The sequence below is a fragment of the Paenarthrobacter aurescens genome (assembly GCF_025421775.1).
GTDB lineage: Bacteria > Actinomycetota > Actinomycetes > Actinomycetales > Micrococcaceae > Arthrobacter > Arthrobacter aurescens_B.
Genome location: NZ_JAOEFX010000002.1, coordinates 201,820 through 214,650, shown reverse-complemented (window position 1 = coordinate 214,650; position 12,831 = coordinate 201,820). Strand labels below are relative to the sequence as shown.

The 12,831-nt window shown below is 63.9% G+C and carries 11 protein-coding genes and 1 riboswitch; of the genes, 8 read left to right on the top strand and 3 right to left on the bottom strand.

Features of this window, described 5'->3' with window-relative positions:
• Window positions 1-199 precede the first annotated feature (199 nt).
• On the top strand, window positions 200-970 hold the full coding sequence (locus tag N7568_RS04355) for an endonuclease domain-containing protein (RefSeq protein ID WP_261608678.1): 771 nt from the start codon (window positions 200-202) through the stop codon (window positions 968-970).
• Window positions 971-1,004: 34 nt separating this feature from the next.
• Here the strand turns inward: N7568_RS04355 and N7568_RS04350 are convergent, their stop codons facing one another.
• Window positions 1,005-1,580, bottom strand: a complete 576-nt coding sequence (locus tag N7568_RS04350; RefSeq protein ID WP_024819844.1) for a helix-turn-helix domain-containing protein — start codon at window positions 1,578-1,580, stop codon at window positions 1,005-1,007.
• A 266-nt stretch (window positions 1,581-1,846) separates the two neighbouring features.
• On the opposite strand from N7568_RS04350, the gene N7568_RS04345 reads away from it, so the two are divergent.
• A complete protein-coding gene (locus N7568_RS04345) occupies window positions 1,847-3,382 on the top strand; it encodes a sodium:solute symporter (protein WP_261608677.1) in 1,536 nt (511 codons plus the stop codon).
• Between the two features lie 187 nt (window positions 3,383-3,569).
• Window positions 3,570-3,689: riboswitch (SAM riboswitch) on the top strand.
• 16 nt (window positions 3,690-3,705) lie between these two features.
• Complete coding sequence (locus N7568_RS04340) at window positions 3,706-4,020, top strand: hypothetical protein (protein WP_261608676.1); 315 nt, start codon at window positions 3,706-3,708, stop codon at window positions 4,018-4,020.
• Between the two features lie 52 nt (window positions 4,021-4,072).
• Here the strand turns inward: N7568_RS04340 and N7568_RS04335 are convergent, their stop codons facing one another.
• Complete coding sequence (locus N7568_RS04335) at window positions 4,073-4,264, bottom strand: hypothetical protein (protein ID WP_261608675.1); 192 nt, start codon at window positions 4,262-4,264, stop codon at window positions 4,073-4,075.
• 245 nt (window positions 4,265-4,509) lie between these two features.
• Between N7568_RS04335 and N7568_RS04330 the strand changes: the two genes are divergently transcribed.
• From N7568_RS04330 to N7568_RS04320, 3 genes are all read left to right on the top strand, one after another.
• A complete protein-coding gene (locus N7568_RS04330; protein WP_261608674.1) occupies window positions 4,510-5,673 on the top strand; it encodes a VIT1/CCC1 transporter family protein in 1,164 nt (387 codons plus the stop codon).
• An 85-nt stretch (window positions 5,674-5,758) separates the two neighbouring features.
• The gene (locus N7568_RS04325; protein WP_261608673.1) at window positions 5,759-6,649 is read left to right on the top strand and encodes a matrixin family metalloprotease; all 891 of its coding nucleotides are present in this window, start codon (window positions 5,759-5,761) and stop codon (window positions 6,647-6,649) included.
• Between the two features lie 222 nt (window positions 6,650-6,871).
• Window positions 6,872-7,720, top strand: coding sequence for a matrixin family metalloprotease (locus N7568_RS04320; protein WP_261608672.1), 849 nt, complete (start codon window positions 6,872-6,874; stop codon window positions 7,718-7,720).
• A gap of 7 nt (window positions 7,721-7,727) precedes the next feature.
• Here N7568_RS04320 and N7568_RS04315 read toward each other — a convergent pair whose 3' ends face one another.
• Window positions 7,728-8,867 (bottom strand): LOG family protein, encoded by a 1,140-nt coding sequence (locus N7568_RS04315; protein ID WP_261609023.1) that lies wholly within the window; start codon window positions 8,865-8,867, stop codon window positions 7,728-7,730.
• Between the two features lie 74 nt (window positions 8,868-8,941).
• Between N7568_RS04315 and N7568_RS04310 the strand changes: the two genes are divergently transcribed.
• Both N7568_RS04310 and N7568_RS04305 read left to right on the top strand, forming a co-directional pair.
• Window positions 8,942-9,733: a gamma-glutamyl-gamma-aminobutyrate hydrolase family protein gene (locus N7568_RS04310; protein ID WP_261608671.1), complete on the top strand. Its 792-nt coding sequence runs from the start codon at window positions 8,942-8,944 to the stop codon at window positions 9,731-9,733.
• A gap of 119 nt (window positions 9,734-9,852) precedes the next feature.
• Window positions 9,853-12,774 (top strand): chitobiase/beta-hexosaminidase C-terminal domain-containing protein, encoded by a 2,922-nt coding sequence (locus tag N7568_RS04305; RefSeq protein WP_261608670.1) that lies wholly within the window; start codon window positions 9,853-9,855, stop codon window positions 12,772-12,774.
• Window positions 12,775-12,831 lie beyond the last annotated feature (57 nt).

Genomic DNA, 12,831 nt, shown 5'->3' with positions numbered 1-12,831 from the left:
ACGCTTATCCACATACCGGAAGTTGACTGTGCCGCCAACTGCCCGCAGTCTGTGAACTGGCCCCATGGACATCTTCCAATACCTTCAAGAAGTGGGTGGAGTAGCCCGAACGGGGCAACTTCTCAGGGCAGGATTCTCCCGGTCAGACGTTGCTTCCCTCACATCCCGGGGAGCACGTCGTCCACGCCGGGGAGTGTTTATGCTCCGTGACCACAAGCCGGAGTTCGCCGCGGCCATCCGGCATAACGCTCTTGCCTCCTGCGCCAGCGCCGCGAAACATTTCGGTCTCTGGCTAAGAACCGCACCCAGCGAACATCATCTGACATGCGACCACGGGCACGGCAGCGGCTTCATCCGACACAGAACGGCGCGTTTCGAACCTCACCCCACACTCCCTGTTGCAGCGATTGAAGACGTGGTGCTTCAGGCGATGACATGCCTGGAACCTCCTGCATCAACAGCCATAGCCACATCGGCAATTCGTCTGCACGGCGTGCCTCTGGCACTGCTCAAGGAGCATCTTCGCGGGGACAGATCAAGGCCAGCGCTGACGGCACTGCACGAGCTCGACCTACGTGCGGAGTCCATTGTTGAGGTGGATGCGCAGCACTTGTTCCGCGCACACGGAATCGCCTTCGACGCGCAGGTAGCCATACCTGGAGTGGGGCGCGTCGACTTTCTTCTCGAAGGATTTCTCATCGTCGAAGTGGACGGATTCGCGTTCCATTCCAACCGACACGCTTTTCGGAACGATTTGGCACGGAACAACGCCTCCACGGTCAACGGTTATGCAGTGCTGAGGTACCCACCGGAGGTGATTTGGTTCGAGCCGGAGCGGGCGATTGCGGAGATCCGCGCGGCTCTCAGGCTTCGTCGTGACGCTCCTGCCCAGTTGGCGGGCAATCACCCACCTCTGGACCCCGGGTTTCCAGGGTTCAGCCCGCTCCCCCGGCTCCAGAACGGCAGGTAACCGGGAGGGAGCGCACCACGCGGGGAGGGGGAACCTACCGACTGGCCGCTGGAACCAGCACCCAGAGCACCTCGACGGTTTCGTCCGTAGGGTTGATCCAGGTGTGGGGTTCGCGGCCCGGGAAGGAGAGGGTGTCCCCCTCCTCAAGGTCATACTCCTCGTTGGTCAGGATGAGCTTGATCCTGCCCTTGACCACGTGCAGGACATCGACATCGCAATCCACGGCGTACAGCTCGTTTTCACCACGGCCACGCGGCTCGATGGTGGCCTGCAGGATCTGCAGACGACGCTCGGAGCGTGCCGTCAGCAGGCGCTCCACGATGCCTTGGCCACCCAGGGAAATGCGGGGGCCGTCATCGCGTTTGGTCAGGTGCGTCTCCGGAGCCGCGAACAAATCGCCCACGGATACAGACAGAACCTGGCACAAAGTGACGAGCGAAGCGACCGACGGCGATGTCAGGTCGCGCTCGACGCGGCTGAGGAAGCCCTTGGTCAGCCCGGTAGCATCCGCTACTTGCTCGATGGTGAGGCGCTGCGCCTGCCGGGCTGCGCGGATTCTGGAACCGATGGCAACGGGAACATTGCTCGGTTCAACGGGTAGAGCCTTCATTCACGAACCTTTCAGGCCTGTCATGTGGCCCTGTCATTGGAGCAATAGTAGCCGGGTGACAGGCCAAGAGGGCCAGAACCAGCGGAACCATGACTAAAGCATCTTGACTGTTACTCCGATCACAACATATCCTCATAGGCAACAAGTGTTGTCTGTGAGGCACACAACACATCCCCAATCTCCAATCATCAGCACAGAGACTTCGACGCTTCGCAGGAGTATCGTCGAAAACCCCAACCTCTGTGCATCAGCTCCAAGGACCGTTCATGGAATCTTCGGCTATTAACATCGCAATCGTGGTGGTGTACCTGCTCGCCATGCTGGCATTCGGCTGGTGGGGCAAGTCCCGCACCAAGAACAACAGCGACTTCCTGGTGGCCGGCCGCCGCCTGGGACCCTTCCTTTACACCGGCACCATGGCCGCGGTGGTCCTTGGTGGCGCATCCACCGTGGGCGGCGTTGGCCTCGGCTACAAGTTCGGTATCTCAGGCATGTGGTTGGTGGTGGCCATCGGCTCAGGCGTGCTGCTTCTCAGCCTCCTGTTCGCCGGTACCATCCAGCGCCTGAAGATCTACACGGTCTCCCAGATGCTGAGCCTTCGCTACGGCAGCAGGGCCACACAGACTTCCGGCATCGTCATGCTGGCGTACACGCTCATGCTGTGCGCTACTTCCACCGGCGCCTACGCCACCATCTTCGTGGTGCTCTTCGATTGGGAACGCTGGCTGGCCATCGCCGTTGGCGGCGCGATCGTCCTGGTCTACTCCACCATTGGCGGCATGTGGTCCATCACCCTGGCCGACCAGGTCCAGTTCATCATCAAGACCGTAGGCATCTTCTTCCTGATGCTCCCGTTCGTCCTGAACGCTGCCGGCGGCATGGACGGCATCCGTGAGCGCCTCGACGACACCTTCTTCCAGATCGATGGCATCGGCGCCCAGACCATCATCACGTACTTCGTGGTCTACACCCTGGGCCTCCTGATCGGCCAGGACATCTGGCAGCGCGTCTTCACCGCCAAGACCCCCACGGTTGCCCGTTGGGGTGGCGCCACGGCCGGCGTCTACTGCATTCTCTACGGCATCGCCGGCGCCGTGATCGGTCTGGCTGCCCGCGTGGCCTTGCCGGACATCGACGTCGCCAACCTCGGCAAGGACGTTGTCTACGCAGAGGTAGCCACCCACATCCTGCCCGTCGGCATCGGCGGCCTGGTCATGGCCGCGGCTGTTGCAGCCATGATGTCCACCGCTTCCGGCGCCCTGATTGCTGCCGCAACGGTGGCACGTGCCGACGTTGTCCCGTTCGTGGCCAGCTGGTTCGGCAAGACCATCAACACCGATGACAGCGAAAACCCCGAGCACGACGTCAAGGCAAACCGCTACTGGGTTCTTGGACTCGGCATCGTGGCCGTACTGATTTCCATGGCGGCACAGGACGTGGTGGTTGCCCTCACCATCGCCTACGACATCCTGGTTGGTGGCCTCCTGGTAGCAATTCTGGGCGGCTTGGTGTGGAAGCGCGGCACGGGCATCGCCGCTGCGTGGTCCATGGCAGTGGGATCGGTGCTGACCCTGGCGCTGCTGATCCTCTTCGCCGTGGGTGTCATTCCGAGCGCGGACGGCGTCTACGCCAACGAACCGATTTACTACGGCCTTGCTGCCTCGTTCATCGCCTACGTAGTGATTTCACTGCTCACCCCGCCAACGGATCCCGCCGTCCGCGCGGCTTGGGACAAGCGCGTGGCAGGTGCCGTCTCTGAGGAACTCCCGCCTGAGGCCCACCCGGTCAGCAGCCACAAGTAAAGCAACAAGCAACAGAGCAAAGTTCGACGGCGGCGCCTCCCCTTTCCGGGGAAGCGCCGCCGTTGTTTTGTCCCCGGGAATACGCCCGCCGATAGCTGCGTTGCGGGGCCTGCTTTACCTGCCAAGGATCCCGAAAAGGGTGCAGACCAGGCCCCGCAACGGCGATCGTGCGGTAAGGTGGTCCCAGCTTCAAGAGATGTGGTGCCAAGCTCCGACTGGCCACACACCAACCCCATGTTCACGGGTGGTTCGGATGAGGAAGCGGCCCGTCCCGGACCAGAGACAACCGAGCGGGCAAGAGCACTCCATCAAGGAGCAGTCCCTTGCCGTATCAAGGCGATACCACCCCCGCAACAACCATCCCCGCACCAAGCACCCCTGCCACGACAGCAGCCCCCACGGTCACGGTCATTCCCGCCGTCGACCTTTTCCACGGCACGGTCACCATCACGTCCAACTCCGGAACCGCGCAGTTCAGGCATGCGGAACCGCGGTTGATCGCACAAGCGCTGGTTCAGGCTGTCCGGCCAACGCGATGGTGCGAGGCGTCAAAGACACTGACTGTGACGGTGGCTGCCGTCGGCAAGCGCGAGGGTGTGCAGCGGCAGTTCGTCTTCAGCAGCGGGGGCCCTGCCTAGATCTGCCCTGCCTGGATCTGCCCTGCCTGGATCCGCTTGTTGGATCCGCTTGTTAGATTTCCTCGTCTTCCTCGCGGAATTCTTCGGTTTCGTCGATCGGGACCACGCGCTCGTCATCCTCCGGAGCGTCCACTTCCTCCACCCAGGCTTCGTCTACTTCCTGGTCTTCGGCGTAGTCGTAGGCCGGGTCTGACTCGATGGTTGCCCGTTCCGGGTGCTGGGCGTTTGATTCGGTGGTGTTCATGGTGCAACCTCCGTCTCGTGGGCCGCGAACGGCCCGTTGAACCGAATGCAGGAATCGTATGCGGGAAGGGACCCGCCCCTGTCCTTCCATCTGAGCACCGCCTCAGGCGAGGGTCAAGGAACGCCCGAAATTACGGCGCACCGAACATTCCAACTAAGGAATACCAGCCAAAAATCCCCGCCAATAAGCGGTACAGTGGGCCGTGCAATGGGGCCGCAACTACCCCACCCAGCCCAGGAGAGACAGTGCAACAGCACCAGGAATCCCCCGGTTCGTCGAGCCCCGCTCCGGACCCCACCCCCCAGCAAGCAACCCCGGAAAGCGCCTCGAGGCAACCCTCGCATGCGGACATCAGGCGGTGGCGCCAGTACTTGGCGGATGAGCGTGCCGAGGCAGCCGTCTACCGCGAACTGGCCCAGCGGCGTGACGGCGAGGAACGCCAAATCCTGCTCGCCCTGGCCGAAGCCGAAGGCAGGCACGAAGCCCACTGGCTGAAGCTCCTTGGTGAGCACGCCGGGATGCCCAAGGCAGCGTCCACGCGCAGCCAGTTCCTGGGCTTCCTGGCCCGCAACTTCGGCTCCGTGTTTGTGCTTGCGCTGGCCCAGCGTGCCGAGGGCCGTTCCCCGTACGGCACCGAACCTGCGGCGACCCCGGCCATGGTGGCTGATGAGCAAATCCACGAAGAAGTAGTCCGTGGCCTGGCCACACGGGGTCGCAACAGGCTCTCCGGTACCTTCCGGGCTGCCGTCTTCGGCGCCAATGATGGCCTGGTGAGCAACCTGTCGCTGGTCATGGGCATGGCAGCAACCGGAGTGCCCAGCCCGGTGGTGCTGATGAGTGGCGTGGCGGGCCTCTTGGCCGGCGCCTTGTCCATGGGCGCCGGTGAATACGTTTCAGTACGTTCCCAAAGGGAACTGCTCAACGCCACGCTGCCCACGCAGGCCACCCTCACAGCGGCACCGTCGTTGGACATCGAGCACAACGAGTTGGTTCTGGTGTACCTCGCCCGGGGCATGACCCGCGAGGCCGCAGAGCACCGTGCCGCTGAGCGCATGGGCGTGTTCAGTTGCGACTGCGATCCCAGCCTGTCCCTGCAGCCGGAGAAGCCAACCACGGACGAGCACGAATCAGTCGGGTCGGCGTGGGGCGCGGCAATGTCCAGCTTCTGCTTCTTTGCTTCCGGCGCCATCGTTCCCATCCTGCCCTTTATCTTCGGTATGACGGGTGTCGCCGCCTTGCTGGTTGCCGGCGTGCTGGTGGGCATCGCGCTCCTGGCGACCGGCGCCGTCGTGGGCTTGCTGTCCGGAACGTCGCCGCTGAGCCGCGGGTTGCGGCAGCTCGCCATTGGTCTTGGAGCAGCGGCTGCCACCTATGGGCTGGGCCTGGTGTTCGGCGCAACGATCGTCTAAGTTTGGACGCCTCCCTCCGCAGACCGTAATGTTGGTTCGTCCTCCGCGCTGCCCCGCGTGACCAGGGCGTGAGGAATGGAGAACCGTGGACTCGGAGCGGGAAACGCGTGCGCCAAAGCACCGACGTGCGGCAACTGCCTGGCGGGTCCTTCGCGGCCTCCTCATGGCAGGCATCGCCGCCGTCGTAGCGGTCCTGGTCAGCGGATTCCTGCACGGCGACCCCCGTATCACCGCCCTGTTCCCGGGGGTGAGTGTCCCGGGTGCCGCGCAAGGCGGGACAACCCAAGCGGTACCTCCACGCGCCGCAGACGCCCCGCCGCCGGGCCTTGAGGAGGCGGATGCCCCGCTGGCCTCGCCGCCGGCGGCCGAATCTGCCAACGATTCGTACAAGTTCCTGGCCACCAACGACGACGGCACTCCGGTGGGATATTCGCCGTGCCGTCCACTGCACTACGTTGTGAACAACGCGTCCGCACCGGAAGGTTCCGATGCACTGCTGGCCATGGCGATCGCCAATGTTTCCGCCGCTTCCGGCATCCAGTTCGTCAACGACGGGACCACCGACGAGTTGCCGGTGGAGCGGCGCGAGCCTTACCAGCCGTCCAAGTACGGCGACCGGTGGGCTCCCCTGCTGATCTCGTGGACCACGCCGGAGGCCGCACCGGCGCTTGCCGACAAGGTGATCGGCACCGGTGGCAGCACCATGTACTCGCTCAACAACGGCCCCAAGAGCTACATCACCGGCAGCCTGGAGTTGGACACCCCGCAGGTAACCGAACTGCTGGCTGACCCGGAAGGCGCCGACTACGTCCTGGCGGTCATGCAACACGAGTTGGGGCACGTGATGGGCTTGGACCACGTCGATGATCCGGTGCAGCTCATGTACCCCGAGATCGGAGCCCCGGATGGACTCGCTGCGGGCGACCTGAACGGCCTGCACCTCCTCTCGTCGGCGCCGTGCCGTAAAGATATCTGACCGGCATTCCTGTTCCGGGCACATGCCGGAATCATTCCGGCATGGACTCACGGCGGCGGCGGTCTTATGCTGGCGACTACGGCCGACGGCGGCGCCCCACCTCCCGTCGCGGCCTCCACGTCAGGGGGTTCCATGGAACCTTACGGGTCGCCCAAGTGGCCGGACCCCGATCCCCCTCGCCCCCAGTACCTGCCCCCTGGTCCCCGCCCACCAGACCCCCCAGTGCCGCCACGACCGCCGATCAAGCACAGCAGCATCGCGGCCATACTGTTCCTGTTCGGTGTCCTGGGCCTCGTATGTGCGGGCGCCTACTTCAGCGGTGACCTTTACCGTTTCATCTACGGATCTTCAGCGACGCAGAGCCAGGCGCCCCGGCCCGGGTTGGTTCCGTTCGGCCAGCGCCAGGATCCACTTCCCGGACTGGAAGAAGCCGACGCGCCCCTTGGGACGCCGGCTCCAGTAAACCGGACCAGTACCTCGTACAAATTCCTCGCTGTCAAAGAAGACGGCTCCCCGTTGGCCTACTCCCCTTGCAGGCCCATCCATTACGTGGTGAATTCGGACCTCGCGGATCCTTCCTGGCAGCCGCTGGTGGACGAAGCCGTTCGACAGGCCAGCGTGGCTACGGGCTTGAGATTCGTTTTCGACGGTCCCAGCTCCGAAGTGCCCTCCACCAACAGAGCCGGTTACCAACCCGATAGGTACGGCGACCGCTGGGCGCCGGTGCTCATTGCCTGGAGCACTCCGGAGCAGGTGCCACGCCTTACCGGCCAAACAGTGGGCCTGGGCGGAAGCTCCTCGATCGGCCTGAGCAACGGCTATAAAGCGTACGTGACAGGCACGGTTTCCTTGGATGCACCGCAATTCGCCGGCATTGTGGATACCGCCGAGGGTAAGGAGATCGGCGTCGCGGTCATCATGCATGAACTGGGTCACCTGCTGGGCCTGGACCACGTGGACGACCCCCGCCAGCTCATGTTTGACCAGGCTTCCTGGGTCCGGCAATACGCTGCCGGCGACCGGACCGGTCTGGCCCAACTCGGCTCGGGTCCATGCAGCAAAGACTTCTAGTCGCGCGTCACGCCTTTCCTGACAGCACAGCCAGCGCATCCTCCACGGTATCCACCAGGAAGATTCTGTCCTCCATGGGTTTCCCCGCTGCAAGGCTTTGAAGCATGGGCCACGCAGGGAAGGTCCGTTCCCAATGTTCCCGTCCCACCAACACCATGGGCGTGATGGTTTCGGGCGCTCCGTAGTAGTTTTCGCAGGCGTCCTGGAAGATCTCCTGTACCGTTCCTGCCGCTCCCGGGAGGAAGACGATTCCACCATTGCAAAGCTCCAGCAGGATCGCTTCCCGGATGGCGTTGCCGAAGTACTTGGCAATGTGGGTGGCAAACAGGTTGGGTGGTTCATGACCGTAGAACCAGGTCGGAATTCCGAGCGTCGGGGTACCCTCCGGATGATTTTCGACGACGGCCGCGGCCTGTCGCGCCCAAGCCGTCACCGAGGGCCTGAACCCAGGTACCCCGGCGAGCGCGACCAATGCTGCGGCAGCGTCGGCGTCGGGCAGTCCACTCAGGTAAGCGCCCATGTTGGCGGCTTCCATGGCCCCGGGTCCCCCGCCTGTGGCTACGGCAAAACCGGCGTGGGCGAGCAACCGGCCCAACCGCGCGGCGTCGGCGAATTCGCGGGTGCCACGCTGGGCGGCGTGGCCGCCCATGACACCCACGATCCTGGTCCCGGAAAGCGCTCCGTGATCCAGCAATTCGTCCAGGGCGTCACCTATGGCGTGGTCGTGCAGGGCCGCGGCGAGGGTGGCGTCGAGGCTGGCCCGTTGACCGGGAAGGATGCTCCACTGGTAGACCTGCGCATCAAGGGTGGACTCGTACTCGGTGGAAGAGATGTCCTTGTAGAGCTCCGCGGCGGAGTAGAGGTTCCCCCGGTACGGATCGAAGGGCACGCCTTGGAGCTTGGGAAAGATGAGCGCTCCACGGCGTCGGAGGCTTTCTTCCACGCCGTCGTCGAAGGTGCACCCCAGAAAGATCGCGCCCCGGGGATCCATCGCCTTCAGGTCCCGCGAGTGCCCCCGAAGGTCCAGCGACTGCGCATGCCAGCCATTCATGGACCCGGCACCGGAGTTAACCAGCCTGTCGAAGTCAACCAGGCTCTCCACATCGAGGGTTCGAGGGCTAGGGTTCAACGCTGCACTGCGGTTCATGGTTTCAGCGTAGTAGTGCGGCACGGTGAGGCAGGCGTTTGCGTGCTGGGCTGCAGTGCGGTGCATAGTGAAGCATGAAGAGTTCAGAAGATGTCCGTCCGCGTATCGGCGTCCCGGTCCGGCTCAGCAGCTCCGACACCCCCGATGCCCGGGTGGGCGAAGCCAACCAGCTCTTCACATACATCGTGGACCTTCTGCGTGAAGCAGGTGCGCGGCCGGTACTGCTGACCCCGGTTTCGGCGGACAGCGCCGGACAACTGGCTACCGAGATGCAAACGCTCGACGGCGTGCTGCTGCCGGGAGGCGGCGACCTCAATCCCCGCCTCTACGGGCAGGATCCCGATCCGTCCGTCTATGACGTGAACCCGGAGCAGGATCACCTGGACATGGATGTCGCCCGGGCAACCATCGACGCCGGCCTGCCGCTGTTGGGGATCTGTCGCGGCCACCAGTTGTTGAACGTGCTGTATGGCGGAACGCTGATCCAGGACATGGAACAGTCTGCCGTGATCCACAACGGCCTGGATCCCCACGACCCCGCCGCCGGCGAGTGGGCCTGGCACGATGTGGTCCTCACGGCCGGATCGAAGACCGCAGCACTGTATGGTTCCCCCGAAGGGACCACCGTCAAGATCGCCTCAGGGCACCATCAGGCTGTTGCCCGGGTGGGCGAAGGCTTGCTGGTCACGGCCATCGCGGACGACGGCACCGTGGAGGCACTGGAAGACCCGTCCCGGTGGGTAGTGTCGGTGCAATGGCATCCGGAGGCGTCCCAGCTTCCCGGCTCCGAACGTTTGATGCCGTTTAAGTCCTTTGTGGAAGTGTGCCGGAACCCTACCCAGGCTCCGCCTGGTGGAGTACAGTAGCGCTCACTGCATCGCTTTCAGCTCTCTTGAAAGTCCGGCAGTGCGCTGTTTGTTCGAGTGACGTCCTGAGGGCGTCGTAAATTTGCCGGCTGGGGGGCCCAACATCTGCTCAAAGGAGCATGGTTGTGGACCGTCCAAAATACGTCAGTCGTCCCTTTCGTCAGAATAACCGCCGTTCCCTCAGCAAACGCCTCCTGGGCCTGTTCGTCGCCCCGGCCCTGGTTTGGGGTGGGTTCGTTTTGGGCTCTGCGTCTCCCGCCGCCGCTGCCGATCCGCCTTGTGCAGGCACGGGTGGCGCCATGCAGATAGTCGCCCACACAGACGACGATTTACTGTTCCTCAGCCCGGACTTCATGCGCGATATCCAAGCCAAACGATGTGTACAAACGGTGTTCGCCACGGCGGGCGAGGCGGGTGAGGGAGCCACCTATTGGCGGAGCCTTGAGTCAGGAATCCAGGCCAGTTACGCCAAGATGGCCGGTGTCTCCAATAGCTGGACTACATCCGATGCCGGTGTGCCGGGCCGCCCGCTGACCATGCGGACCCTGAACGGCGCTCCCAACGTCTCCGTGGTGTACATGCGCCTGCCGGACGGCTTCCCCAACGGCCTGGGCAGCGCAGCGTACAACAGCCAGAGCATCCTCAAACTCTGGGACGGACGGCTGTCGTCCATCCGTCCCGTGGACAACGCGGCGACCTTCACCAAGACCCAGTTCCAGAACGCCTTGAACCGTTTGGTGGCCAACTTCCAGCCCACCACCTTCCGCACCCAGGACTGGACAGGGAACTTCAACAGTCCTTATGACCACAGTGACCACTGGGCCACAGCCAAGTTCGCCCAGCTTGCGACCCGCAGCTACACCGGACCCCACACGTCCTTGGCGTACGACGCCTATGTGATCGATGAGTATGCCCAGAACGTGACCGGGGCCGAACTCACAGCCAAAGTGGACACGTTTGTGCGGTTCGCCGATTTCGACATGTACGTCTGCAGCAGCCCGGGCGAAGGGTGCCCGGACTCCCCCTACGACGAATGGCTGAAGCGGCAATACATCACAGCCATCGAGTGGGTGGGCAACGCCGCCAAATCAGCGGGCACCACCGTCACGGCCTCCTCACAGAAGGCCACCGCCCAGGGCCCGGAAAAGGTCCGGGACGGATACCAATGGGGTGCTCCCATGGACGCCACCCGCGAATGGGTCTCCGCTGGTGAGAAGGCCGGTAGCTGGATTCAATACAACTTCTCCCCCACAAGAACCATCAGCGCGGTCACCCTGTCCGACCGTCCACTCCTCACGGATCAGATCACCGCCGGAAACCTGCAGTTCTCGGATGGAAGCACAGTGCCGGTTCCCTCCCTTCCGAACAACGGATCAGGACTCACCATCAACTTCCCCGCCAAGACAGTGAGCTCGGTGCGGCTCAACATCACCTCAGTCAGTTCCGGAACCACTAACGCCGGGTTGGCCGAATTTGAGGCATACCTCGGAACGGACAATGTGGCTCCCGTCGTCACCGCGGCACCCCCGGGTGGAACCTATGCCGTGGGCCAGGCCATCACCCTGACCGCCAATGAAACATCCACCATCTACTACACCACCAACGGAAGCACCCCCACCACGGCCAGCAGCAAGTACACCGCTCCGCTGACACTGAGCGGCCCGCTGACCCTGAAGTACTTCGCCGTGGACAGCGCCAACAACTCCTCGGCCGTGGCCACGCAGACGTACTCAACAGGTCCCGACGTCACCAAGCCCGTAGTGACGGCCAACCCAGTGGGCGGTCAGTACGCCCCTGGCACCACCATCACACTGACCGCTAACGAGCCCGCCGATATCCGGTACACCACGGACGGCACCGATCCGCTGACGGCCGGGCTCCCCTACACCACGGCGATCCCCTTCAACGGTCCTGGGCCCATGACGCTCAAGTACTTTGCCAGGGATACCGCGGGCAACGTTTCCGAGGTGGCCACCCAGACGTACACCGTGCCACCGGATACTGCGGCCCCCACCGTGACGGCCAACCCCACCAGCCGCGCTTTGGCCAGTGGAGCCACCATCGCCCTGTCCGCCAACGAGCCTGCCGCCATCTACTACACCACCAACGGCAGTACGCCCACGGCCACGGAGTCACCCACCAACATCAGGTACAACGCCGCCAATCCGATCGTCATGGGCAGCTCCACCCTGGTGCTCAAGTACATCGGCGTAGACACCGCCGGCAACACCTCGGCCGTGGGCACCCAGACCTACACCGTGCCCGCAGCCGGACCGCCGTCGGCCCATGACTACAACGGCGACGGCCGCGCTGACGTCTTGGCCGCCGATACCGCCGGAAACCTGTACCTCTACCCGGGGAACGGTGCAGGTGGACTCTTGCCCCGGCAGATCGCCCTTCCCGCCCCCGCCTGGTCAACCATCACGGACACCATCACCCCGGGCGATTTCAACAAGGACGGCAAACCCGACCTCCTGGCCCGTGCCGGCGACATCCTCTGGTTCTACCCTGGCGACGGCGCAGGCAGCTTCGGGGCGCGCCAGCAGGTCAGCACCGGTTGGAGCACCATGACACAGCTCTTCTCCCCCGGCGACTTCAGCGGTGATGGCATCCCCGATTTCATCGGTCGGCGAAGCAACGGCGAGCTCCGTTTGTATGAAGGAAACGGGACCGGAGGGCAGCGCGCTCCCTATACCGTCGGCTGGGGTTGGGACGTGATGAACGCGATCTTCAGCACCGGCGATTTCAACGGTGACGGCAAGGGCGATGTACTGGCGCGGCGTGCGGATACAGGCGCATTATGGCTATATCCGGGCAATGGTTCCGGGGGCTGGCTGCAGTGGACGCAGATCGGGACGGGCTGGGGAACCCGGACTGCAATGGCCGGACCGCGGGACCTTGACGGCGACGGCAAGAACGACGTCGTAGGCCGCATCGGAGACACCTTGTGGCTGTATCCCGGATCGGGAGGCGGAGCGCTCACCAACGTGCCGCCAACCAGCCTCGGCACCGGCTGGCAGGCCATGAAGATCATCGCCTAGCCAGCCCCATGAACCTGGCGCGGGTCGGAGTTTTCCCCCAGACTCTTCGGCCCGCGT

Excerpts from the sequence above, each read along its gene's own strand:
- N7568_RS04335 (WP_261608675.1), bottom strand. The coding sequence starts at position 4,264 with ATGAACACCACCGAATCAAACGCCCAGCACCCGGAACGGGCAACCATC.
- N7568_RS04355 (WP_261608678.1), top strand. The coding sequence starts at position 200 with ATGCTCCGTGACCACAAGCCGGAGTTCGCCGCGGCCATCCGGCATAAC.
- N7568_RS04345 (WP_261608677.1), top strand. The coding sequence starts at position 1,847 with ATGGAATCTTCGGCTATTAACATCGCAATCGTGGTGGTGTACCTGCTC.
- N7568_RS04350 (WP_024819844.1), bottom strand. The coding sequence starts at position 1,580 with ATGAAGGCTCTACCCGTTGAACCGAGCAATGTTCCCGTTGCCATCGGT.
- N7568_RS04315 (WP_261609023.1), bottom strand. The coding sequence starts at position 8,867 with ATGAACCGCAGTGCAGCGTTGAACCCTAGCCCTCGAACCCTCGATGTG.
- N7568_RS04310 (WP_261608671.1), top strand. The coding sequence starts at position 8,942 with ATGAAGAGTTCAGAAGATGTCCGTCCGCGTATCGGCGTCCCGGTCCGG.
- N7568_RS04305 (WP_261608670.1), top strand. The coding sequence starts at position 9,853 with ATGGTTGTGGACCGTCCAAAATACGTCAGTCGTCCCTTTCGTCAGAAT.